This window comes from Microbacterium sp. 3J1, from assembly GCF_001049495.1.
Classification (GTDB): Bacteria; Actinomycetota; Actinomycetes; order Actinomycetales; family Microbacteriaceae; genus Microbacterium.
The window spans coordinates 14,790-35,946 of sequence record NZ_CDWI01000005.1 but is presented as its reverse complement, the minus strand read 5'-3'; the positions used below and the strand labels follow the sequence as shown (position 1 = coordinate 35,946).

Sequence of the window (21,157 nt, the reverse complement as noted above, 5' to 3'; positions counted from 1 at the left end):
GCCCTGCCTCGAGCCCTCTGGTGCGGCCGCCCGGCTCTGTGAGACAGTGACCACACCGACACAGGAAAGCAGGAATCGATGGGTGCAGTCATCGGCGACATTCTTCCCCTCGCGTTGGGGATCGCGATCAGCCCGATCCCGATCATCGCGGCGATCCTCATGCTGCTGTCTCCCCAGGCGAAGGGAACCAGCCTCGGGTTCCTCGTCGGGTGGCTGCTCGGCATCGTCGTCGCCGTCGTGGTGTTCACTCTGCTGTCGTCGGTGCTGCCGGATGCGGATGCCGACGAGTCGAAGCCGATCGCGGGGACGATCAAGATCGTCCTGGGTGCTCTCCTGCTGGTGATGGCCGTACGCCAATGGCGCTCCCGACCTCAGGGTGACGTGGAACCGCCCTTGCCGAAGTGGATGGCGGCGATCGACACGATGACCTCCGTCCGCGCGCTCGTCCTCGGATTCCTCCTCTCGGGTCTCAACCCGAAGAACCTGCTGATGGGGGTCGCCGCGGGCGTCGCCATCGGGTCGAGCGGCGTCACCGCCAGCGAGTCGGCGGTGGCGATCACCGTGTTCACGGTCATCGCGGTGTCGACCGTCGCCGTGCCGGTCATCGCCTACCTCGTGGCCGCCGCGAAGATGGCGACGCCGCTCGAGGTGCTGCGCCAGTGGCTCGTCCACAACAACTCCACCGTCATGGCCGTGCTGCTCCTCGTCATCGGCGTCGTGCTCATCGGCAAGGGCATCGGCAGCTTCTGAGAGCGACCGCCGTCACCCCTGGGTGTGGCACACCCGCCACCGCGCCGGGATGTCAGGCGCCGGCGGTCGCGCTCGTACGGCGGAATCCGCCGTCGTGAGCCTCGACCGCACCGGCCCGCACGAACTCCTCGATCCATCCGCCCATGGGCCATTCGCCCCACCGCTCGGCGAAGAGCGAGCCGTTGCGGAGGATGTCGTCGAGGTGACGCCAGGGAGGGGTGCCCGCCGGATGCCACTGGTGATAGGCGTGCGCGCCGCCGACCCAGTGCAGGGGGATGCCGAGCGATCGTGCGCGGCGGCTGAGGTCGGTGTCCTCGGCGCCGTAGCCCTCGTACCGCTCGTCGAAGCCGCCGAGTCGCGTCCACGTCTGCGGCGTCACGGCGAACGACAGCGACCAGAACAGGTCGACGTCGGCCGGATCGGCCGTGTCGACGGCGTCGGCGGCGGGGTTCGGTCGCGCCGCATGCGGACGTGTGAGGGAGCCGAGGTCATCCGGCGACGACGGGCGCTGCACGCTGCGGAGGTAGGTCACCGGACCGCACAGCAGACCGTCGGGATGCGAGCGGGCGGCATCGACGTACCGCTCGAGGAGCCCGGGGCCGGGGAGGCAGTCGACATCGAGGAAGACGAGGAGGTCGGCGTGGCGTGCGAGTGCGACCTCGGCGGCGGCGTTGCGTGCTGCTCCGACGCGCAGTCCGTCACGGCCCGGGGGCACGTGGACGTGCACGGCGCCGTCGAAAGCGGGCGGGGGTGCGTCATCGAGCCATGCCTCGATTCGCAGGACCTCGATCTCCGGCCCGCCGGCATCGCGAAGGAACCTGCGCTGACGGTGCAGGTGGGCGAGACGGTTCTCGGAGGCGGGGGTGATGACGGCCACGCGGGTGGTCATGCCGACACCTCCGCGATCACGGCGGCGGCCCTCGCTGCGGCGCCCGTCACGTTCCATCCGTCCCAGTCCGGTGTCGTCGCGGCAGCCCGGCGGACGAGCTCCGCCACCTCTGCGGGTGACGCACCGGGTGAGGCGGTCTGCGCGAATCCGCGCGCGTCCAGCACGCGACGCGTGGCCTCCTGCTCGCCGAACGGACGCTCCTGGGCGACGATCACCGCGCGCGCTCCGGCCGCGGCGAGATCCGCCACCCCGTTCTGACCCGCCGCGCTCACGACCACGTCGGCGCGACCCAGCAGCGGCCAGACGTCGTCGACCCGATCGTCGTCCCGCGTCCCCGCCGTCTCGATGGCCCAGCCCTCTGCGGTCAGCAGGGCGACGGTCTCGGCGAGGCTGGCGGCGTCGAGCGTGCGACCGAGGAAGAGGACGCGGCGCTCGCCGCCGTCACGCGTCGAGCGCGCGCGACCGTCGTGCCGGGAGATGCCGCCCACCATACGCACCCGATCGCTCCGTGCGGCGAGCGCGGCGGACTCGACCGTGCCCTCCGCCCACGGTGCGACGATGCGGTCGGCCAGATCGTAGCCGAGCCGGTGCGGGGCGTCGGTGCGCTCACCGGGCTGTGCGAACACGACCGTCGGCACCCCGAGCAGCCGCACGAGAGCGGTGACCTCGACGCTGACGTCGACCACGAAGGCCGACACGGGAGTGCGGGCGATCCACTGCGCGATGATCGCGAGACGCTCCTGATGCCCCGGATGCCCGATCGGCGCCCAGTGAAGGGATCCGCGGGCGGTGACGTCGCCGAGATCCCGAGCGTCGTGGAGCGCGCCGTCGGGACCGACGACCGGATCGGCATCGAAGGGCAGCCGGATCCACGTCGTGCCGCGATCGAGGGTCTCCGGTCGCGGCATGCTCGAGAAGACCGTCACCTCGTCGGCGATGTGCGGCAGGATCGCCTGCATCCGGGTCACATGCCCCCAGCCGTGATGGTGCACGTACCACCCGATCATGCGCGGACCGCCTCGTCGGCATCGGACACGAAGTCGGGTGCGATGTCGGGCGCGAACTCGGGAGCCACGGGCGCGCCATGGGCGGCGACGGCGAGCACGCGCTCGATCTCGCGATGCCGTCGCGCCAGCGAGTGACGGGCGGCAGCAGCGTCGCGCACGCGCTCGCGCGCGGATCCGACCTCCGAGAGCCGGGAGAGGGCGGTCGCCGCGTCGGCGAGCGCGTCGACGTCGGCCGCCGGAACGACCGCAGTACCCGGCAGCCCGGCGAGCACCTCGCTCGCGCCGCCTGAATCGAACGCGGCGACGGGGGTTCCCGTCATCAGCGCCTCGGCCATCACGAGTCCGAACGGCTCGGACCACACCGGCGTCACGAGCGCCACGGAAGACGAGCCGACGAGGTCGCAGAGCGCGGGCTGTCGCAGTGCGCCGACGTACTCGACACCGTGCCCGAGCAGCGGCTCGACCTCGCGTGCGAAGTAGTCGGCATCGCCGATGCGCCCGGCGAGCTTCAGGCGTGCGCCCGCCCGGCGTGCGGCCAGGGTGGCGAGATGCGGGGCCTTCTCGGGGACGATCCGGCCGAACCAGACCCAGTCTCCACCGCCCTGGCCCAGCCCCCACTGTTCGGGGTCGACCCCGTTCGGGAAGACGAACGCGTCGACGCCCTCTGCCGACCAGGCGCGCGCGGTGTACTGGCTCACGGCGAGGAAGCGGTGCGGCGCCGACCCGGGGAGGGCGTTCGAGGCGATCACCATGTCGGCGAGCGGCGGGGTGTGCAGCGTCGTCACGACCGGGATGCCGGGATCGCGGCTCCACAGGATGGGCGCACCGTGGAGGCTGTGGTTGTCGACCACGTCGACCCGGTTCGTCGGATCCTCGAGACGGTCCTGCACCCGCGCGAAGGCCTCCGCCATGCGCCGACGGTGGCCCTCGGGGTAATCCGTGTCCGAGACATCGCGGCTGCGGTGCCAGCGAGGACTCGGCAGATGGAAGTCGCTGGTCGCACCGAGGAAGTCGGAGCCCCCCGCGGCGCAGAGCTCGACGTCGTGACCGCGATGCCGCAGCCAGCGCACCCGGTTCCAGACCACGGCCTCGAGGCCCCCGGCGTGCGGCTGGCGGAGGGCGTGCCGCTCAGGAGCGACGACCAGCACGCGCAGACGCGGAACCGCGATCATGCGGACACCTCCGCGACGGCGGAGGCGTAGAGCTCGGCGTGCGCAGCACGTACGGCCTCTCGCTCGGCCCGTCGTTCACGGCGACGCTCGGCGACCAGTGCCGCGTGCGACGTCGTGCCCCCGGCATCCGCCGTCAGCCTCATCGCTTCCGCGAGCGTCATCGGGTCGTCCAGGTCCACGACCGCGAAGTCCTCCGGATGCTGCGAGCGGATGTGACCCACGTCGGTTCCCGCGACCCGCACTCCCAGGTCGTAGCAGAGCTCCACCCAACCGGAATGGGTGCCGTGGCGGTAGGGGAGGACGAAGAGATCCAACTCGCCGAGCCACTCCTCGATCTCGGCATCGCTGAGGCGAGGGATGCGCCGCACCTGCACCGCCGGGTGGTCGGCGGCCGCGATCACCTGGCCGGCCGCCTCGTCGTCACGGACCCGCTCGTTCAGCAGCACCTCGACCGCCACCTCGCGACCCTCGTCGGTGAGCAGAGCGGCGGCGTGGGCCGCCGCGTGCACCGCGCGCTCGGCGTCGATGTTCGGACGCAGATCGCGCAGATGCATGCCGACGCGGATGACGTCGTCGTCGGGGCGCTGCACGCGGAGGGTGTCATCGATCAGGGTGGGGTGCGCGAGGACGACGCTCTCTCGGTGCCACCGGCGCTCGATCTCCGCGGCCGCCGTGGGCGTCAGCGTGATGAGCCGGTCTGCCGCCGGGACGATCACGTCGAGCAGCGCGTGGTACGCCGTCTGGTCCACGAGCTGCGGGTTGTCGATGTCGTGCACCGAGTACACCACCGGTCGACCGTGTCGCCGGGCGGCGGCCAGAGCATCCGCCAGCTGCTCGGGAGAGAAGGACTCGAGCCCGAAATGCACATGCAGCACGTCGAAGTCCTCGGCGTGGGCGGCGATCCAGTCGGCTGTCATCGCCACCGGCGGCCACCACTGTCCGGCGGGCGCGCCGGGCACCGGCGGATCGGGAAGGACTGTCACCAGATGCGGATCGGTGATCCCGTGGACGTAGGGGTGGGCGGCGGGGATCGATGCGACGCGGAGGGGGACGGTCTGGGTTCCGATGTGAGTATTCCTTGCAGGACTGAGCGCTCTCAGGTCACGGATCGCAGCGGCGGGGGCCGTGACGGAGCGGAGGCGAAGCCGGGGGATCGGCGGTATACCTTCGTAGGATGAACCATACTCCCGAGAAGCGCACCACCGTTGCGCCCGCGGGGTCGCCGATGCTAGCGCGTCGGGCGCACTACTCCGAGTTCTACGGTCTCGAACCGCTTCCCGAGAGCTTCGGGGTGGTCCTCGGCAACTGCCAGGCCGAATCCCTGCGGATCGTGATGGATTCCCCGGAACGCCGTTTCGTGCGCGTGCCGCCGGTGCACGAGATGACGGCCGAGGATGCCGAGCGTCTGCATGACGTGGTCGCGTCGGCGCACTGGGTGGTGACGCAGCCCATCCGCGATGACTACCGCGACCTGCCGCTCGGCTCGCGTCAGGTGGCCGCCGCCACGAGCGCCCGCGTGCTGACCGTGCCGCCGGTGCGATTCGGCGGGCTGCACCCCTTCCAGGCCGCCATCCGGGTTCCGGGCGTCGACGAGGATCCGCCGATCGTGGCCTACCACGACGTCCGCACCCTCGCGGCCGCCGCCGGGCTCGCGGTCGCCTCCGCGCTGTGGCCGGAGGACGTCCGTGCGGTCGGTCGCACGACGGTCGACGTCCTGCGCACACGCGAAGCGACGGCGGACGTGCCGGTCTCCGACCTCTTCGACGTGGTCACGGCCGACCACGCGCGCACCGTCAACCACCCCGGCAATGCGATCTGGCTGCCGCTGGGCGCACGCGTGCTCGAGGCGCTGGGCGCCTCAGGGGGAGTGACGGATCCCGGTCGCCCGCTTCTCGATGCGGTGCGCGCACCGCTGACGCCCGAGGTCGTGGAGGCGTGGTCGCTCGCCGACGCCCCGCGCGCGCACTGGATCGTGAACGGCAGCGAGATCGACGACGCCGAGGTACGGGCCGCTCATCTGGCGTGGTACGCGGCGCACCCCGAGTTCGTCGCCGCCGCCGTGGAGCGCCTCGCGCCCCTGCTGACCGTCTGGCGTGCCGCGTGACGACGGCGCCGCTGCTGCTCGTGCATCCCGGCGATCACGGGGTGGCGGTCTACGCGCGTGACCTCGCCTCCGCAGCCAGCGCGCAGCACCCTCGCCTCCGCACCGTCGCTCCGGCGGATCTGGCGGGTCTGCCCGACGGCACCGCGGTGCATGCGCACTTCACCGATCGCCTGTGGGGCGGCTCTCCGGAGGAGGCGTCGCGCGTGTTCGCCGAACTGGCCGCGCGCCTGCGCGTGAGCGTCACCCTGCACGACATGCCGCAGGAGTCCGACGGCGAGCGGAACCTGCCCCGCCGACGGACGGCGTACGCGACCGTGGCTGAGGCGGCCACCGGCGTCGTGGTCAACAGCGACCACGAGCGCGCGCTGCTCCGGGAGGCGGAGGTGTGGTCGGGTCCGGCCGCCAGGATCCCGCTCCCCGTCGACCTGCACGTCGACACGGATCGCGCTCTCTCCGACGGATCGGTCGGCGTCCTCGGGTTCTTCTACCCCGGCAAGGGGCACGACGAGGCGGCCGCGGCCGCCTCCGCCGCGGGGATGACGCGTCTGACGGTGCTCGGTCGCGCGTCCGACGGACACGCCGCCGACCTCGAGGCCTTCGTCCGGCGGGCCGATGCCGTCGGCGTCGCCGTGGAGGTCACCGGCTGGCTCGACGACGACGAGATCGCTCGCCGCGGTCGTGCCGTGGAAGTGCCCGTGATCGCGCATCGACACGTCTCCGCATCCGGTTCCCTCGCGTCCTGGATCGGGTGGGGGCGCCGGCCGGTGGCGATGCGGAACCGGTACATCGACGAGATGGCGGAGCTGCGGCCCGGAACCCTCACACCCGTCGACGAGGCCGACCTCGCAGCGGCGGTGCGCCGGGCCGCCGAGGATCCTGAGACGACCTGGCACGGGCTGACGCGATTGCCGCTGTCGTGGATCGACGCGGCTGACTCGTACGTGCGGTGGTGGGAGCAGGTGCGCTCGTGACGCGACGATGGGTCGTCGGCAACCGGTGGGACGCGCTCGACGGCATCCGCCCCGATCCTCTTCCCCGGGTGTCGGTCATCGTGGCCCAGTACGACCAGCCCGAGGAACTCGAACGGACCCTGCACGCTCTCGCGGCGCAGGACTACCCGCCCCACCTGCTCGAGATCGTCGTCGCCGACGACGGGTCGCCCGGCCCGGTGGCGGTGCCCGACGGCGTGGTCCTCGTGCGCCAGGAGGATCAGGGCTTCCGGCTCGCCGCGGTCCGCAATCTGGGGGTGCGCGCGAGCAGCGGAGACGTCCTGTGCTTCCTCGACGCCGACACGGTCCCCGAGCCCGGGTACGTGCGCGCTCTCACCCGGCTGCCCGCGCTCCTGCCCGAGGCCGTCACCGTCGGGCGGCGTCGCCATGCCGACTTCTCGGGCATCGCCGCAGACGTGCCGGTGATCGAGGCGGCGGCGGGGCGCGAGCTGGCCGAACCGGCCTGGCTCGCCGAGGAGTACGGGCGGAGCCGCGATCTGCGCGACGCCGACGACCGGTCGTACCGGTTCGTGATCGGCGCGGTCATCGCCTGCTCGCGGACGCTGTTCGACGAGGTGGGCGGATTCGACGAGTCCTTCACGTCGTACGGGGGCGAGGACTGGGAGTGGGCGCATCGCATGTGGCAGGCCGGTGCGGTCCTCGCACACGTGCCGACGGCCGTGGCGTGGCACGACGGCCCCGAATGGGCGGAGCGGGACGGCTCGGGACTCGATCGGGCGAACGCCCAGACCCTGCGCCTGCTCACGGCGATCCCCGTACCCGGTTCCGCCCCGCGGGCTCTGTGGGCGGACTCGGTCGATCTCGTCATGCGGCTGCGCGGCGCGCACACCCCGGCGGCGCTGTTCGTCGCGGCCGACTCCCTGTTCGCGGCCTTCCCCCGTGCCCGTCTCGTCGTCGACGAGGTCGAGGCCACCGGCGAGGGAGGGCGGCTGCCCGTGGCCGACCCACGCGTCGTCACCGCCGAGGACGCGCCCGACGCCCGGGTGACCTGGGATCTCGACAGCCCGGTCGTCGTCCTCGACGCCACCTGGATCGGCGACGTCGTCGCGCGCCTCGGAACGGGCGACGTGGGAACCGTCGAGCTCGTCGACGAGGACGGCACATCGCTCGGCAGCCTGCGATCCCGACGCGCCGCACGTCGCTCGGCGCGGTGGGGGGTGCCGGACGCGTTCGAGACCCGGTGCCTCGTCGCCGACGGCATCCACCCGCTCCGCGCGGACCCTCGGATCGAGGCGTGGGTGGGCGGATGGGGCGGGGTCCGGTCGTACCGCTGAGCGCTCAGACGAGGGCGTCGCCGAGGCGGAGGACGCCGGTGTCGAGCGCGGCGAAGGACACGACCTTGTACCCCTCCGACTCGAAGTAGATGGTCGCCCGGTCGGGTTCCACGCCCGTGACCGTGCCGGCCCCCCACTCGCCGTGCTCGACGCGCTGATCCACCGCGAGCGGAGCGTCGTCGATGCCGGCATCCCTCGCTGCCGCGGCCGCCGCGTCGCGCTGCTCGCAGCGATCGCAGTTCTCGCACCACCGCGCGCCCTCGACGCCGAAGTAGTCGAGCAGGACCCTGCGTCGGCACTGCGAGGTCTCGGCGTAGGAGCGCATCATCGCGAGCCGCGAGTCCGCCACCCGCTCGCGAGCGTCCAGCGTCTCCCGCACGGCTCGCGCCGCCGCCTGCGCCGAGACCTTCTGCACCACGCGCACGCCGTCGGCCGTGTCGACGAGCCCCGCGTCGACCAGGTCGTTGACGAGACGCGTGACCGTGCGCTGCGGCATGTCGAGGGCCTGTGCGAGCTCGACGGTGCGGCGGCCGGGCCTCTTCCGGATCGCCGTCCAGAGCGCGCGGATGTCGGCCGGGCGGACGGAGCGCCGGGTGAAGAAGCGCCGAAGGCCGAGATCCTTGGCGTGGTAGTGGAGCGCGGTCGTCGCGGGTTCGCCGTCGCGACCGGCTCGACCGATCTCCTGGTAGTACGCGTCGAGCGATTCGGTGACGGTCGCGTGCAGCACGAACCGCACATCGGCGCGATCGATCCCCATGCCGAACGCTGACGTGGCGACGACGATGTCGAGCTCGCCGTCACGCCAGCGGTCCTGGATGCTCCGGCGATCGGCGGCCTTCATGCCCGCGTGATACGCGGCGACCCGGCGCCCTCCCGTGGCGATCTCCTCGGCGTAGGACTCGGTCTCCTTGCGGGTGGCGACGTAGACGAGGCCGGGTGCCGTCCACGTGCGGGCCTCCTCGATGACGGCTGCCCTCTTGTGGGCTTCGCTCTCGTGACGATCGACGACGAGGCGGATCTCCGGGCGGTCGACGCCGTGCACCTGCACGTCGACGTCGGTCATCGAGAGCTTGTCGATGATCTCCGCGCGGACCGGTTCGGAGGCGGTGGCGGTCATCGCCAGGACCGGCGGACCACCCAGCTCGCGACGGACGTCGGCGAGCCGGAGGTAGTCGGGGCGGAAGTCGTGTCCCCACGACGACACGCAGTGCGCCTCGTCGACCACGAGGAGCGTGACCCCGGCGGCTGCGAGACGGGCCACGGTGTCGGCGTGACCCAGCTGCTCGGGCGCGAGCAGCACGTACACCGGCCCGCCCTCATCGATGAGCTCCCAGGCGCGCGCCGTCTCCGCCGCCGAGATCGCCGAGTTGAGCGCGACCGCCGGCGGAGCGGCGGGCGCCGCGGCGATGGACGCGATCTGATCGGCCTGCAGCGCCACGAGCGGCGACACGACCAGCACGATCCCGCCTCGGCGCGCGCCGGCGATCTGGTAGACGGCGGACTTGCCGCCCCCGGTCGCGAGCACGAGCAGCGTGTCGCGCCCTGCCGTCGCGGACTCGATCGCCTCTCGCTGCCCGGGCAGGAGCGAATCCCACCCGAAGCCCTCTCGCGCGATGGTGTCGACAGACGCGGGAACCGTGCGGGTGGAGCTCATATCTGCGACCGTATCGCCGCGATCCCGCCGGTGTGCGCGGGTTGACAAGTCCGCATCCTGTGACCCCTCAGGTGTGCGGGATACGGTCGGTGCATGCGCCGCCTCGTCATCCTCCCCCTCCTGCTCGCCGTCGGTCTCCTCGCGGGCTGCGCCCAGGTGACGCAGGCGGCGGGCGACGCGCTGGGCGTCGACGTGCAGGCCACGTGCACGGCGATCGACGACGCGTACGGGCAGTATCAGACGCTGCTCGACCAGGGCGGCGCCTCGGCGGAGCAGGTCGACGCCGCGCGCGACGAGCTCGTCGCCACGCTCGACGGCCTCGGCTCACAGGTCGACGGACCGCTCGGCGACCTCGTCTCGTCGACCGCGGAGCAGATCGGCGGCATGAGCGACCTTCAGGCACCGGAGACGATCGAGGCGATCGACCAGCTGCACGACTCCCTCTCGGCGTTCTGCGGCTGAGGGCGCCCGCGGCATCCGTCGTCGGGGGAGCGGATGCCGCCCGCGGCCGCCCCGTCAGTCCCGGCTGTCGTCCTCGAGGTCCGCGTCGACATCGAGGACGGCGGCGGGCAGTTCCCGTGCGAGCTCCCTGGCGAGGAACCCGAGTCCCATGCGCCCGGTGAGGCGGTCGCCGGCGCGGGAGTGGCACCAGGCGCCCCACACCGCAGCGCGCGCGGGCTCGAGCCCGCGAGCGGCGAAGCCGGTGATGGCACCGGCGAGCACGTCTCCGGAACCGGCGGTCCCGAGGCCGGCGCCACCTCCGCTCAGCTCCCACACCTCGCCCGACGGCGCGGCCACGGCGGAGTAGCAGTGGACGATCGCGTCGAGGTCGCGCGACAGCCCCGGCAGGTCTGCGATGAGATCGTCGACCGGCCTGCCGAGGAGGATCCCCACCTCGTCGAGGTTGGCATTGACGATCAGCGATCGCGGCAGCTCGTCGCGGGGCACGTCGCGGAGGACGCCGACGGCGAACGCGTCGAGGACCAGACAGCGGATATCCCGGTTGGCCAGCCGCAGGAGCCACTCCCGCGCATGCTCGGCGTCGTCGAGTCCCGGCCCCAGGAGGACGGCGTCCGCGCCGTCGCAGGAGGCTGCCCACGCGGCATCCGCAGGTTCTCCGGCGCGAGGCGCCTCGTGCACGCCCGCCTCGGGGAACGCGATGCGGACCACGTCGGTGAGGAGCGCGTCGGTGGTGACACCGACCTTGCCCGCTCCGACGCGCAGGGCGGCCTCGCCGGCCAGGACGACCGCGCCGGTCGACAGGCTCGACCCGCCGATGACCATCGCCGTGCCGCGGGACTTCTTCGATTCGCCGGGGTCGGGCAGTCCCCAGCCGCGCAGCAGCTCCGGCGTGACCTCGGTGGGCTCACTGCGGGTGGACATCGGGGCTCCCGGGGTGGGCGGTGACCTCGGCGCCGAGCGTCTCGAGGTGCCGCACGTCGGAGAAGACGACGAGCTGCCACCTCTCGCCGTCGAAGCGCAGGCGGGTGACGGATGCGTTGAGGACGGTGTTCGCGCCCGCGAACTTCAGCAGGCTCGGTTCGTCCATGCCGGTCAGCACGGCGACCAGCAGCATGACGACGGCATCGTGCGCCACGACGAGCCCCACGCGGGCGTCGGTCGCGGCTGCATCGTGGAGGAACGACCTGAGGCGCAGCGACACGTCGGCCCAGGACTCGCCGCCGGGCGGGCGGTGGTAGTACTTGCCGAGGTGGGCACGGCGGGCCGCCTCCTCCGGATGCCGCGCGGCCACGCCCTGTCGGGTCAGGAGGTCGAGGATGCCGAGCTCCCGGTCGCGCAGCCTCTCGTCGGTGAGCACGCGGGAGATGGCCGGGCCGTTCTCGACCCCCATCGCGAAGGTCTGCTGTGCGCGCACGTACGGGGAGAGCCAGGCGATCTGCGGGGGATCCTCCGCGGCGAGCAGCGGGGCGCCCAGGGCCCTCGCCTGCTCGACGCCGGTCTCCGAGAGCGGCACGTCGGCGTCGCGGGTGTCGAGCGCGATGGCCTCGTCGCCCGCCACCTCCGCCGCCGTGGCCGCGATGTTTCCCACGCTCTCGCCGTGACGCACCAGCCACAGCTCCTCCAACGCCACCATGTGAGCCTTCCCTCCGACGAACTCCGAGGATTCCACACGCCCCGCAGGTGCGTCGCGGGGTTGACCCCGTGACCCAGGAGGAGTACCCGCCGCCGACGGACGCGGCGGGGCAGGTTACGCCCAACGGCGCAGAAGGGCAACCACCCTCGCGCAGCGATCCGTTCGGCCTACCTTCGGCGGCATGAGCACAAACGACAGCACCCCAGACCCGCGTCCCGCCCGTGAGCAGGGCGCGACCGTGCACGACGTCCCCTCCACCCGCCCCACGACCGCGGACGACGGCGCCCCCGCCCTCCGCGACGACACCCGTTCGCTGCATGACGATGTGCACCGCCGCGAGAAGGCCGAGTTCGGCGGCTTCAAGTTCGGATCCGCGTTCTTCGGATGGCTCACCGCCATGGGCACGACGGTCCTTCTCACCGCCCTCGTCACCGCGATCGGTGCGGCGATGGGTGCGAACAGCGGCACGACACCCGAAGAGGCGGCGGATTCCGCCATGGGGCCGCTCGGCATCGTCGCGATCATCGTGATCGGCGTCGTGCTCCTCGTGTCGTACTTCGCCGGCGGCTACGTGGCCGGGCGGATGGCCCGGTTCAGCGGTGCCAAGCAGGGCATCGCCGTGTGGATCTGGGCCATCGTCGCGGCGATCGTCGTCGCCGTCGTCAGCGCGATCGCCGGAGCCCAGTGGGACATCCTCGGCAACCTGCAGGGCTTCCCGCGCATCCCGGTCACGCCCGAGACGGCGACGACCACCGGCATCCTCACGGCCGTCGGCGCCGCCGTGGTGACGCTGATCGGCGCCATCCTCGGCGGTCTCGCCGGCATGCGCTTCCACCGCAAGGTCGACCGCGTCGGTCTCGGACGCTGACCCACGGAACAGCGAACGGGCCCGGGTCTGGCGGCTCGGGCCCGTTCGCAAGCGGGGTGTCAGGTGGCGGGAGCCAGCCCCATGTCGATGTTGCCGGTGGTCGCGCTGCCGACCGGCTCATGCACGAGGTACAGGCCCGTCGCGTTGTTCGCGGTGTAGGCGAGGGCGTCGACCCATGCCGGATTGACGGCCGGCAGGCGGCTCCCGAAGTACTTGAACACGATGACGCTCTGCGGGTGCAGCCACACCGTCGTCTTGCCGTCACCCGTGCTGCGATCGTCCTTCCAGCTGAAGGCGAAGGGCTCGCCGCGTCGCAGCTTCGCCGTGATCACCAGCTGCAGGTGGTGGAGGGCGCGATCCTCCACATCGACCTTCGTGACGCCCTCATAGATGAACTTGCCCATGCGTCACACCCGTCCTGTTCCGTCACCGAGAGCGCTCATCGAAGCCCTCTCCGTCATGGTGGCCGGTCTCGTAGTCGGGTCCGACGTCGGAGAAGTCCTCTCGCGTCATCTCCGACGTCTCTCCGCCGGGACTCTCGACGCTGCGCGCCAGTCGGAGCAGACGCTCGACCAGGTCGGGGTCCTCGAGCTCGGGCCCGTCCGTGCTCGTCGCCTTCGCGACGATCTGACTGGCGGGACCGATGAGGAACTTCGCCGTCGTGATCTCTCCGTCGTCCTCCTGCACCGGGATCTCGACGACCTCGGCCCGGTCGTCGTCTCCCAGGGCGCGACTGTAGGCCAGCAGGGCGTCGGCGATCTCATCACCCGTCAGGTACGTGTCACCGGCATACACGATGATCTGCATGAGTCTTTCCTCGGAGTCAGCGCGACGTGGGCGGGAGCTTGTCGACGCCGTGGCGGTTCGGCTTGTCCGGCTCGGCCGCGGTCTCCGGCGACGCGTGCGCGGGTCCGGTCGGCGACTCGGAGGTGGGATAGCTGGGCTCTTCGATCTCGATCGCCTTGTCGCGCTCCTCGAGCGGAGGCAGGTGGTCGAGGGGTTGTCTGATGTCGTCGGGGTGGCTCATGCCCCCAGGCTCCGCCCACTGCCCGCCGCACGCACAGGGGGTTGAGATCCGAGGCATCCTGTGGTCGAATCCGCGCCCGGTGAGGTGAGTCGCTCCGGCGACCGCTCGGGCCGGCTAGCGAGGGCTCTGCGAGGCGTCAACCCGTTCCCACGACGCCCGGATGCAGGAGATGATCGGTTCATGGATACAGCGGTCGTCGTCGGTGCCGGTCCGAACGGTCTCGCCGGAGCGGTGACGCTCGCACGCGCGGGGCTGCGGGTGCGCGTGTACGAACGCGCCGATCAGCCGGGCGGGGGAGCGGCGACCCGCGAGCTGACACTTCCCGGGTTCCACCACGACGTCTGCTCGGCCGTGCATCCGATGGCGTTCGAGTCGCGGTTCTTCCGCGAGTTCGGGCTCCGCGACCGCATCCCGTTCATCACCCCCGAGATCTCGTTCGCGCAGCCGCTCGACGGCGGGCGCGCCGGCATCGCCTATCGGGATCTCAGCCGCACGCGCGACCAGCTCGGCGTCGACGGCGCCGCCTACGAACGCCTGCTGCGGCCGCTCGTCGAGCGCGCGCAGGATGTCGCCGGCTTCACCGGATCGCCGCTGCTGCGGATCCCCGACCACCTGCACGCCCCCATCGCCTTCGGTATTCGTGCCCTCGAACAGGGGACGCCGGTGTGGAACGCCCGCTTCCGGGAGGACGTCGCCCCGGCTCTGCTCACCGGGGTCGCGGCGCACACGATCCTCGCGCAGCCGAGCATCGCCGGCGCGGGAGCGGGTCTCGCGCTCACCACCTACGCCCACGCTCAGGGGTGGCCCATCCCGGTCGGCGGCAGCCAGTCGATCATCACCGCGCTGCTCGACGACCTGCGCGCGCACGGCGGCGAGCTGGTGCTCGACCACGACGTCACCTCGCTCGCCGACCTGCCCGACGCCGCCGTCACCCTGCTCGACGTGACTCCGAAGGCGTTCCTCGGGCTCGCCGGCGACCGGCTCCCGCACGGCTACCGCCGGGCGCTGCAGCGCTTCCGGTACGGCGGCGGCGTCGCCAAGGTCGACTTCGCCCTCGACGGACCGGTGCCCTGGCGGCATCCGGAGCTCGCGAGAGCCGGAACCGTGCACGTCGGGGGCACGCGGGAGGAGGTCGCGGCTGCCGAGAACGCGGTGAACCGGGGGCGGCTCCCCGAACGACCGTACGTGCTGGTCTCGCAGCCGTCGGTCTTCGACTCGAGCAGGGCGCCGGCCGGCAAGCAGACCCTGTGGACCTACACGCACGTGCCCGCGGGCAGCCCGGTCGACCGTCAGGAGGCGGTGATCGGGCAGATCGAGCGGTTCGCTCCCGGATTCCGCGACACGATCATCGCGACCAGCTCGCGCAGCGCGGTGGAGGTCGAGCGCCACAACCCGAACTACCCCGGAGGCGACATCGCCGCGGGCGCCCCCGATCTGTGGCAGCTGTTCGCCCGCCCGACCTTCAGCGCCGAACCGTGGCGCACGCCCATCCCCGGTGTGTACCTCGCGTCCGCATCGACCGCACCCGGCCCGGGGGTCACCGGTCTGCCCGGCTGGTTCGCGGCGCTCACCGCACTGCGTCGCGAGTTCGGCATCGGCGCGGCCCCCGAGCTCTCACCGCACTGAGGCCGACCGGCCGATCTGTCAAGGGGGCCGGAGGCTCCGTCGTCGTCCTCTAGCGTCGCCGCATGCGCTCAGCCCGACGACAGGACTCCGCTCCGAAGAAGAGCTCCGCCCGCAGAGACCGTTCGCCCGTCGTGGTCATCACCGGGGCGTCGAGCGGCATCGGACGCGAGACGGCGCGTCGATACGCCCGGCGAGGAGCCCGGCTCGTGCTCGCCTCGCGCAGCCGGTCGGCACTCGACACGGTGGCCGCGGAGTGCCGCGACGCCGGAGGCGAGGCACTCGTGGTGCCGACCGACGTCACCGACGAGGCCGCGGTGCAGGCGCTCGCGGCCGCCGCGGTCGCGGAGTTCGGTCGCATCGACGTGTGGGTGGGCAACGCCAGTGTCTTCGCTTACGGGGAGTTCGAGACGCTCCCCTCGGACGTCTTCCGGCAGGTCGTCGAGACGACGCTGATGGGGCAGGTGCACGGTGCGAGGGCTGTGCTCCCGCATCTCCGACGACAGGGCGGGGGCTCGCTGATCCTCGTCGGCTCCCTGTACTCGCGGATGGGCTCGCCGGCGATCTCGCCGTACGTCACGAGCAAGTTCGCGCTGCTCGGATTCGCCGAGTGCCTCCGGCAGGAGCTCCGAGGCAGCGGCATCCGCCTCAGGGTCGTGCTCCCGGCGACCATCGACACGCCGATCTTCCGCCACGCGGCGAACTTCACCGGACGCCAGATCAGACCGCTGCCGCCCGCCGTGTCGCCGAAGCGGGTGGCTCGCGCCATCGAGCGCGCCCCGCGCCGGCGTCGGCACAACGCCTTCGTGGGCCGGATGCAGACCGCGGTGCTGCCGATCCACGACTTCTCTCCACGGATGTTCGACGCCATCGCGTCGTGGCTCATGGAGCATGTCGAACTCCATGGCCGCGATCCCGGGACGTCGCTCGGAACGGTGTTCGAGGCGCCTGCTGCAGCGGGCGCGGTTGTGGGCGGCTGGCGGTCGGGCCGTCTTCGCGTCCTGCTCGTCGCGACCGCGGCAGCCGCCGTCGGACTCGCTGCCATGGCTACAGGACGGAGTGCCGGCGGAGCGGCGAGCAGATTACGCGCATGAGCGGCGAAGCGACAACCCCCATTCTCGGACCCACCCCCCGACGTACGGTGGCCGCTCGCCGCCACCCCGGACGGCGTCTCGACGAAGGAGCGACCGATGTTCTTCCACAAGCAGGAGATGCAGTTCACGGCGAGTCCCGCCAAGCCCGACGCGATCATGGCCCGGCGGATGCAGGAGGTGCTCGGCGGGCAGTACGGCGAGATCACCGTCGCCATGCAATACGGATTCCAGGCCTGGAACTCCCACCTGCCCGGCAAGTACCGTGACCTCCTGTACGGCATCGGGGCCGAGGAATTCGGCCACGTCGAGATGCTCGCGATCATGATCGCCCAGCTCCTCGAGAAGGCACCCGTCGAGCAGTCCGAGGCCGCAGCGGCATCCGACCCCGTCCTCGGTGCCGTGATCGGCGGCATGGACGTGCAGGCCGCGATCGTCGCGGGAGCCGGTGTGCGACCGGTCGACAGCAACGGCAACCCATGGCAGGGCTCGTACGTGACGGCCAGCGGCAACCTGCTCGCCGACTTCACCGCGAACGCGAACGCCGAGATGCAGGGGCGGATCCAGGTCGCGCGCATCTACAACATGACCGACGACCACGGGGTGCGCGACCTCCTCTCGTTCCTCCTCGCCCGCGACACGATGCACCAGAACCAGTGGATCCGTGCCGCAGAGGAGTTGCGTGCCGAGGGCGTCGAGGACATCCCGGTGCCGATGAACTTCCCGCTCTCGAAGGAGGCGCGTGACGTGAGCTACCAGTACATCAACTTCTCCGACGGTGCCGCGGCGGCGGAAGGATCGTGGGCCTCCGGTCCGACGCCCGACGGCAAGGGCGAGTTCACGTATCTCGATGGGCCCGAGACCACGGTCCCGATGCCGCCGCCCACGCAGCCCGACCCCCGGTTCTACGGCACGGACGCGAAGCCGAACCTCATCGACAAGGCCGAGGGCGTGATCAAGGACAAGCTCAGCGACAAGTAGGCCGCGACCGCTCCTGAACGACTGATGACCGACCGAACGACCGAGAGGAAACCCCCATGCGTGCGATGACGTACCGAGGGCCGTACAAGGTTCAGGTGACCGAGAAGCCCGAGCCCCGCATCGAGCACCCCAACGATGCGATCGTCCGAGTGACCCATGCGGCCATCTGCGGCTCCGATCTGCACCTGTTCCACGGCATGATGGCCGACACGCGGATCGGCCACACGTTCGGCCACGAGATCGTGGGCATCGTGCACGAGGTAGGGCCGTCGGTGCAGAACCTCTCGGTCGGCGATCGGGTCATGGTGCCCTTCAACATCTACTGCGGGTCGTGCTACTTCTGCTCGCGGGGGCTGTTCTCGAACTGCCACAACGTGAACCCCAACGCGACGGCGGTCGGCGGGATCTACGGGTACTCGCACACCACCGGCGGGTACGACGGCGGGCAGGCGGAGTTCGTCCGGGTGCCGTTCGCCGACGTCGGCCCGAAGGTCGTCCCCGAGTGGCTCGCCTCGGAGGACGCGCTGATGCTGACGGATGCCTTCTCGACGGGATACTTCGGTGCGCAGCTCGGCGACATCGCCGAGGGCGACACGGTGGCTGTCTTCGGCGCGGGCCCGGTCGGCCTCGCGGCCGCCCGCTCGGCGTGGTTCCTCGGCGCCGGCCGGGTGATCGTCGTCGACCAGCTGGACTACCGCCTCGAGAAGGCGCGGGAGTTCGCGTTCGCCGAGACGATGCACCTCGGCGAGGTGGGCGACCCCGTGCTGGCGATGAAGCGCGCGACCGGGCATCTGGGTGCCGACGTCGTGATCGACGCCGTGGGCGCCGAGGCCGACGGCAGCGTCATGCAGCACGTCACCGGGGCGAAGCTGAAGCTGCAGGGCGGATCGCCGGTGGCGGCGAACTGGGCGATCGACTCGGTGCGCAAGGGCGGGACCGTCTCGCTCATCGGCGCGTACGGCCCCCTCGTCTCCGCCGTGCGGCTCGGGGACGTCGTCAACAAGGGTCTGACGCTCCGTGCGAACCAGGCGCCGGTCGCCCGGCAGTGGCCGCGGCTGCTCGAGCACATCCAGGCGGGCCACGTGCGTCCGAGCGAGCTGCTGACCCACCGCTTCCCGCTCGAGCACATCGCCGAGGCCTACCACGTGTTCTCCGCGAAGCTCGACGACTGCATCAAGCCCGTGATCACCATGGAAGAGGACTGAGCCATGCCGTACGAAGCCACGAAGCCCCTGCTCGCCCCCACGGCCGACGAGCTCCGGGCCCGCATCCCGGGCTGGGGATCCGATGCCGCGCCCGAGCACCGCCGCACGTGGCAGCAGCGGGACGACATCGGCGACACCGGCGCCCACTGGACGTTCCCCGAACGGCAGCCGGGCGGGGAGGACCGGGAGCGATCGATCGAGCACGCGATGCTGCCCCCTGTCTTCGGCACGGCCCAGCCGTTGCACGGCGTATCCGGCGCGATCCGCCGGTTCGCGTACGACCACCTCAGCGAGACCAAGAACACACGCTGGCTCCTCCTCGTGCTGGGTGACCGGGTGGAGTCGGTGGGCGCCCACCTCCGGTCGTTCGCGACTCGGCAGCCCGACAATCCGATCACGCAGACCGGCGTCCTCGCCGAGGCCGCCCACCATCCGCTGCGTTCGCGGTTCGGTCGCGGCAGGCTCGACGTCCGGCATACCTGGATGGATCCGATCATCGTCGCGGGCCCATGGGTCGCGGCCGTTCTGCTGACGGCATCCGTGTTCCGCCGCGTCGTCCGGCGCGCTCGGTGAGGATCATCGGACGAGCGCGTCCCACGTCGACCGCGACAGGCCCGTCCGTGCCTCCGGAGGGCGGCGGAGGGGACACCGTCGCATCCTTCCTCGACGGCCACCTTCCTGCTCTCGTTGAACGCCTCGCGGCCTGGGTCGCGATCCCATCGGTCGCCGCCGACCCGGATCGCTCCGACGACGTCCTGCGCTCCGCGCACTGGCTCGCGGGTGAGATGAGGGACATCGGGCTGACGACCGAGATCCTTCCGACGGGCGATGCCGCGGCCGTGTACGGCGAGCTGCGGGCCGACGCCGATGCGCCGACGGTCCTCATCTACAGCCACCACGATGTGCGCGACGCGAAGCCCGAGCAGTGGCGCGAGACCGAGCCGTTCACGGCGGTCGAGCGCGACGGCCGGCTGTACGGACGAGGCGCGTCCGATGCGAAAGGGCAGGTCCTCGCCCATCTCGCGGGACTGCGGGCGCACCTCGCGTCACGCGCCGACGGCACGCCCGCCGTGAACCTGAGGTTCCTCGTCGAGGGGGAGGAGGAGATCGGGTCGCCGAACCTCCGCGAGCTCATCGAGTCAGACCCGGAGCGCTTCGCCTGCGACCTCATCGTCTTCTCCGACACCGTGCAATGGCGGGAGGATGCACCGGCTCCGGTGACGAGCATGCGGGGCGTCGTCACTGCATCCCTCACCGTCACCGGCCCCTCGCGCGATGTCCACAGCGGCGTGGCCTCGGGGGTGACGGTGAACCCGGCCCACGTCGTCGCCGACGTCGTCAGCTCTCTGCACGACGACCACGGGCGCATCCGTCTTCCGCGTTTCTATGACGACGTCGAAGAGCTCACGGCCGAGCGCCGCGCCGACTTCGCGCGCCTGCCGACGGACGAGGACGAATGGATGGAGCGGGTCGAGACCAGCGCCGTCGACGGGGAGGAGGGGTACACCCTCGTCGAGCGGCTGTGGGCGCGACCGTCGGTCGAGATCATCTCGCTGCTCGCCGGGGATCCGCTCGGAATGGAGCGCTCGGTGATCCCCGAGACGGCCGAGGCGTCGTTCAGCTTCCGCATCGTGCCCGGCCAGAGCGTGCACACCGTCGCCGATCAGCTGCGCGAGTTCGTCGCGAGCGTGATCCCCGAGCACGTGGACTACACGCTCGAGGTCGACGAGATCATCGCGCAGCAGCCCTATACAACCCCTGCGGGACCGGCTGCGGATGCTCTCGAGCGCGCGCTCGAACGGGGCTACGGAGTCCCGCTGGCGGGGCGCATGGGGAATGCGGGCGGCGGGCCGGCGGATTACCTCGGTCAGACGCTCGGGGCGCCGGTCATCCTCATCGGCACCGGGCTCCCCGAGGACCACTGGCACGCGAGCGACGAGAGCGTCTCCCTCACCATGCTGCACCGCGGAGCGGCGACGATCGCCCATCTGTGGGAGGAACTCGGTTCTGCGCTCCGCGGAGGGCGCCAGGACTGAGGCGATACCACGACGGCGATGCCGTGTCCATCACTATCGGTCGCCCCGCCGTGGGCCCTACTGTTGTCGACCGAGGCCGCGGACGCGGCTTCGGAAAGGGTGGACATCATGGGTATCGGCAGCGGAATCGCGCTCGTCGTCATCGGAGCGATCCTCGTCTTCGCCATCAACGTCGACACCGGCGGCTACGTCAACCTCGACATGATCGGCTACATCCTCATGGCCGCGGGAGTCCTGGTCTTCCTGATCAGCCTCATCTTCGTCATGCGTCGGCGCCAGACCGACAGCGTCGCCCGGACCACGGTCGACCCGGCGTCGGGTGATCGTGTCACGCGCCGCAGCGTGAGCGACAACGACCCCATCGTCTGAGC

General features: G+C 71.5%; 23 protein-coding genes. 13 read left to right on the top strand and 10 right to left on the bottom strand.

Annotated features, from left to right (window positions below):
• The first annotated feature begins 78 nt into the window (after nt 1-78).
• Nucleotides 79-750 carry a GAP family protein gene (locus BN2660_RS03195; protein ID WP_091227212.1) on the top strand — a complete coding sequence of 224 codons (672 nt, stop codon included), beginning with the start codon at nt 79-81 and terminating at the stop codon, nt 748-750.
• Between the two features lie 52 nt (nt 751-802).
• Here BN2660_RS03195 and BN2660_RS03190 read toward each other — a convergent pair whose 3' ends face one another.
• From BN2660_RS03190 to BN2660_RS16535, 4 genes are read right to left on the bottom strand one after another with little or no spacing between them, the layout of a single operon-like run.
• Nucleotides 803-1,639: a galactosyltransferase-related protein gene (locus tag BN2660_RS03190; protein ID WP_091227210.1), complete on the bottom strand. Its 837-nt coding sequence runs from the start codon at nt 1,637-1,639 to the stop codon at nt 803-805.
• The gene (locus BN2660_RS03185) at nt 1,636-2,646 is read right to left on the bottom strand and encodes a hypothetical protein (protein WP_091227207.1); all 1,011 of its coding nucleotides are present in this window, start codon (nt 2,644-2,646) and stop codon (nt 1,636-1,638) included. The genes BN2660_RS03190 and BN2660_RS03185 overlap by 4 nt, the downstream gene beginning before the upstream one ends.
• The gene (locus BN2660_RS03180; protein ID WP_091227205.1) at nt 2,643-3,818 is read right to left on the bottom strand and encodes a glycosyltransferase; all 1,176 of its coding nucleotides are present in this window, start codon (nt 3,816-3,818) and stop codon (nt 2,643-2,645) included. Before BN2660_RS03180 ends, BN2660_RS03185 begins: the two co-directional genes overlap by 4 nt.
• Nucleotides 3,815-4,801, bottom strand: a complete 987-nt coding sequence (locus tag BN2660_RS16535; RefSeq protein ID WP_176697063.1) for a glycosyltransferase — start codon at nt 4,799-4,801, stop codon at nt 3,815-3,817. Before BN2660_RS16535 ends, BN2660_RS03180 begins: the two co-directional genes overlap by 4 nt.
• A gap of 191 nt (nt 4,802-4,992) precedes the next feature.
• On the opposite strand from BN2660_RS16535, the gene BN2660_RS03170 reads away from it, so the two are divergent.
• From BN2660_RS03170 to BN2660_RS03160, 3 genes are read left to right on the top strand one after another with little or no spacing between them, the layout of a single operon-like run.
• Nucleotides 4,993-5,922: a WcbI family polysaccharide biosynthesis putative acetyltransferase gene (locus BN2660_RS03170; RefSeq protein ID WP_255305004.1), complete on the top strand. Its 930-nt coding sequence runs from the start codon at nt 4,993-4,995 to the stop codon at nt 5,920-5,922.
• Nucleotides 5,919-6,893 (top strand): glycosyltransferase family protein, encoded by a 975-nt coding sequence (locus tag BN2660_RS03165; RefSeq protein ID WP_091227199.1) that lies wholly within the window; start codon nt 5,919-5,921, stop codon nt 6,891-6,893. The genes BN2660_RS03170 and BN2660_RS03165 overlap by 4 nt, the downstream gene beginning before the upstream one ends.
• On the top strand, nt 6,890-8,206 hold the full coding sequence (locus tag BN2660_RS03160) for a glycosyltransferase family 2 protein (protein WP_091227314.1): 1,317 nt from the start codon (nt 6,890-6,892) through the stop codon (nt 8,204-8,206). Before BN2660_RS03165 ends, BN2660_RS03160 begins: the two co-directional genes overlap by 4 nt.
• Nucleotides 8,207-8,210: 4 nt before the next feature.
• Here BN2660_RS03160 and BN2660_RS03155 read toward each other — a convergent pair whose 3' ends face one another.
• A complete protein-coding gene (locus tag BN2660_RS03155) occupies nt 8,211-9,860 on the bottom strand; it encodes a RecQ family ATP-dependent DNA helicase (protein ID WP_091227196.1) in 1,650 nt (549 codons plus the stop codon).
• A gap of 93 nt (nt 9,861-9,953) precedes the next feature.
• Here BN2660_RS03155 and BN2660_RS03150 point away from each other — a divergent pair, with 93 nt between their 5' ends.
• The gene (locus tag BN2660_RS03150; RefSeq protein WP_091227193.1) at nt 9,954-10,322 is read left to right on the top strand and encodes a hypothetical protein; all 369 of its coding nucleotides are present in this window, start codon (nt 9,954-9,956) and stop codon (nt 10,320-10,322) included.
• A 54-nt stretch (nt 10,323-10,376) separates the two neighbouring features.
• On the opposite strand, the gene BN2660_RS03145 is transcribed toward BN2660_RS03150, so the two are convergent.
• Together BN2660_RS03145 and BN2660_RS03140 are read right to left on the bottom strand one after the other, a co-directional pair.
• Nucleotides 10,377-11,243, bottom strand: coding sequence for an ADP-dependent NAD(P)H-hydrate dehydratase (locus BN2660_RS03145; protein WP_091227191.1), 867 nt, complete (start codon nt 11,241-11,243; stop codon nt 10,377-10,379).
• A complete protein-coding gene (locus BN2660_RS03140; protein WP_091227189.1) occupies nt 11,227-11,955 on the bottom strand; it encodes a histidine phosphatase family protein in 729 nt (242 codons plus the stop codon). The genes BN2660_RS03145 and BN2660_RS03140 overlap by 17 nt, the downstream gene beginning before the upstream one ends.
• Nucleotides 11,956-12,136: 181 nt before the next feature.
• Between BN2660_RS03140 and BN2660_RS03135 the strand changes: the two genes are divergently transcribed.
• Entirely contained in the window at nt 12,137-12,823 is a 687-nt protein-coding gene (locus tag BN2660_RS03135) for a hypothetical protein (RefSeq protein WP_091227187.1), read from the top strand.
• Between the two features lie 59 nt (nt 12,824-12,882).
• Here the strand turns inward: BN2660_RS03135 and BN2660_RS03130 are convergent, their stop codons facing one another.
• The 3 genes from BN2660_RS03130 to BN2660_RS03120 are packed head-to-tail and all read right to left on the bottom strand — an operon-like array spanning nt 12,883 to nt 13,850.
• Nucleotides 12,883-13,227, bottom strand: coding sequence for a DUF7882 family protein (locus tag BN2660_RS03130; protein WP_091227184.1), 345 nt, complete (start codon nt 13,225-13,227; stop codon nt 12,883-12,885).
• Nucleotides 13,228-13,249: 22 nt separating this feature from the next.
• Nucleotides 13,250-13,630, bottom strand: a complete 381-nt coding sequence (locus BN2660_RS03125) for a hypothetical protein (protein ID WP_091227181.1) — start codon at nt 13,628-13,630, stop codon at nt 13,250-13,252.
• A 16-nt stretch (nt 13,631-13,646) separates the two neighbouring features.
• Nucleotides 13,647-13,850, bottom strand: a complete 204-nt coding sequence (locus BN2660_RS03120; protein WP_091227179.1) for a hypothetical protein — start codon at nt 13,848-13,850, stop codon at nt 13,647-13,649.
• Nucleotides 13,851-14,030: 180 nt separating this feature from the next.
• On the opposite strand from BN2660_RS03120, the gene BN2660_RS03115 reads away from it, so the two are divergent.
• From BN2660_RS03115 to BN2660_RS03085, 7 genes are all read left to right on the top strand, one after another.
• Nucleotides 14,031-15,476, top strand: a complete 1,446-nt coding sequence (locus BN2660_RS03115; protein WP_091227177.1) for a phytoene desaturase family protein — start codon at nt 14,031-14,033, stop codon at nt 15,474-15,476.
• 62 nt (nt 15,477-15,538) lie between these two features.
• Entirely contained in the window at nt 15,539-16,567 is a 1,029-nt protein-coding gene (locus BN2660_RS03110) for an SDR family NAD(P)-dependent oxidoreductase (RefSeq protein ID WP_091227174.1), read from the top strand.
• A 96-nt stretch (nt 16,568-16,663) separates the two neighbouring features.
• A complete protein-coding gene (locus tag BN2660_RS03105; RefSeq protein WP_091227172.1) occupies nt 16,664-17,545 on the top strand; it encodes a manganese catalase in 882 nt (293 codons plus the stop codon).
• A 56-nt stretch (nt 17,546-17,601) separates the two neighbouring features.
• Nucleotides 17,602-18,750, top strand: a complete 1,149-nt coding sequence (locus BN2660_RS03100) for a zinc-dependent alcohol dehydrogenase (protein ID WP_091227170.1) — start codon at nt 17,602-17,604, stop codon at nt 18,748-18,750.
• A 3-nt stretch (nt 18,751-18,753) separates the two neighbouring features.
• Complete coding sequence (locus tag BN2660_RS03095) at nt 18,754-19,323, top strand: hypothetical protein (RefSeq protein ID WP_091227168.1); 570 nt, start codon at nt 18,754-18,756, stop codon at nt 19,321-19,323.
• A 47-nt stretch (nt 19,324-19,370) separates the two neighbouring features.
• Nucleotides 19,371-20,786, top strand: a complete 1,416-nt coding sequence (locus BN2660_RS03090; RefSeq protein WP_255305003.1) for a M20/M25/M40 family metallo-hydrolase — start codon at nt 19,371-19,373, stop codon at nt 20,784-20,786.
• Nucleotides 20,787-20,894: 108 nt separating this feature from the next.
• Nucleotides 20,895-21,155 carry a DUF6458 family protein gene (locus BN2660_RS03085; RefSeq protein WP_091227312.1) on the top strand — a complete coding sequence of 87 codons (261 nt, stop codon included), beginning with the start codon at nt 20,895-20,897 and terminating at the stop codon, nt 21,153-21,155.
• Nucleotides 21,156-21,157 lie beyond the last annotated feature (2 nt).

What these genes read in the sequence shown, in the direction of transcription:
- BN2660_RS03155 (WP_091227196.1), bottom strand. Translation starts at nt 9,860, where the DNA reads ATGAGCTCCACCCGCACGGTTCCCGCGTCTGTCGACACCATCGCGCGA.
- BN2660_RS03130 (WP_091227184.1), bottom strand. Translation starts at nt 13,227, where the DNA reads ATGGGCAAGTTCATCTATGAGGGCGTCACGAAGGTCGATGTGGAGGAT.
- BN2660_RS03100 (WP_091227170.1), top strand. Translation starts at nt 17,602, where the DNA reads ATGCGTGCGATGACGTACCGAGGGCCGTACAAGGTTCAGGTGACCGAG.
- BN2660_RS03135 (WP_091227187.1), top strand. Translation starts at nt 12,137, where the DNA reads ATGAGCACAAACGACAGCACCCCAGACCCGCGTCCCGCCCGTGAGCAG.
- BN2660_RS03115 (WP_091227177.1), top strand. Translation starts at nt 14,031, where the DNA reads ATGGATACAGCGGTCGTCGTCGGTGCCGGTCCGAACGGTCTCGCCGGA.
- BN2660_RS03120 (WP_091227179.1), bottom strand. Translation starts at nt 13,850, where the DNA reads ATGAGCCACCCCGACGACATCAGACAACCCCTCGACCACCTGCCTCCG.
- BN2660_RS03140 (WP_091227189.1), bottom strand. Translation starts at nt 11,955, where the DNA reads ATGGTGGCGTTGGAGGAGCTGTGGCTGGTGCGTCACGGCGAGAGCGTG.
- BN2660_RS03125 (WP_091227181.1), bottom strand. Translation starts at nt 13,630, where the DNA reads ATGCAGATCATCGTGTATGCCGGTGACACGTACCTGACGGGTGATGAG.
- BN2660_RS03095 (WP_091227168.1), top strand. Translation starts at nt 18,754, where the DNA reads ATGCCGTACGAAGCCACGAAGCCCCTGCTCGCCCCCACGGCCGACGAG.
- BN2660_RS03145 (WP_091227191.1), bottom strand. Translation starts at nt 11,243, where the DNA reads ATGTCCACCCGCAGTGAGCCCACCGAGGTCACGCCGGAGCTGCTGCGC.
- BN2660_RS03085 (WP_091227312.1), top strand. Translation starts at nt 20,895, where the DNA reads ATGGGTATCGGCAGCGGAATCGCGCTCGTCGTCATCGGAGCGATCCTC.
- BN2660_RS03170 (WP_255305004.1), top strand. Translation starts at nt 4,993, where the DNA reads ATGAACCATACTCCCGAGAAGCGCACCACCGTTGCGCCCGCGGGGTCG.
- BN2660_RS03110 (WP_091227174.1), top strand. Translation starts at nt 15,539, where the DNA reads ATGCGCTCAGCCCGACGACAGGACTCCGCTCCGAAGAAGAGCTCCGCC.
- BN2660_RS03190 (WP_091227210.1), bottom strand. Translation starts at nt 1,639, where the DNA reads ATGACCACCCGCGTGGCCGTCATCACCCCCGCCTCCGAGAACCGTCTC.
- BN2660_RS03195 (WP_091227212.1), top strand. Translation starts at nt 79, where the DNA reads ATGGGTGCAGTCATCGGCGACATTCTTCCCCTCGCGTTGGGGATCGCG.
- BN2660_RS03180 (WP_091227205.1), bottom strand. Translation starts at nt 3,818, where the DNA reads ATGATCGCGGTTCCGCGTCTGCGCGTGCTGGTCGTCGCTCCTGAGCGG.
- BN2660_RS03150 (WP_091227193.1), top strand. Translation starts at nt 9,954, where the DNA reads ATGCGCCGCCTCGTCATCCTCCCCCTCCTGCTCGCCGTCGGTCTCCTC.
- BN2660_RS03185 (WP_091227207.1), bottom strand. Translation starts at nt 2,646, where the DNA reads ATGATCGGGTGGTACGTGCACCATCACGGCTGGGGGCATGTGACCCGG.
- BN2660_RS03105 (WP_091227172.1), top strand. Translation starts at nt 16,664, where the DNA reads ATGTTCTTCCACAAGCAGGAGATGCAGTTCACGGCGAGTCCCGCCAAG.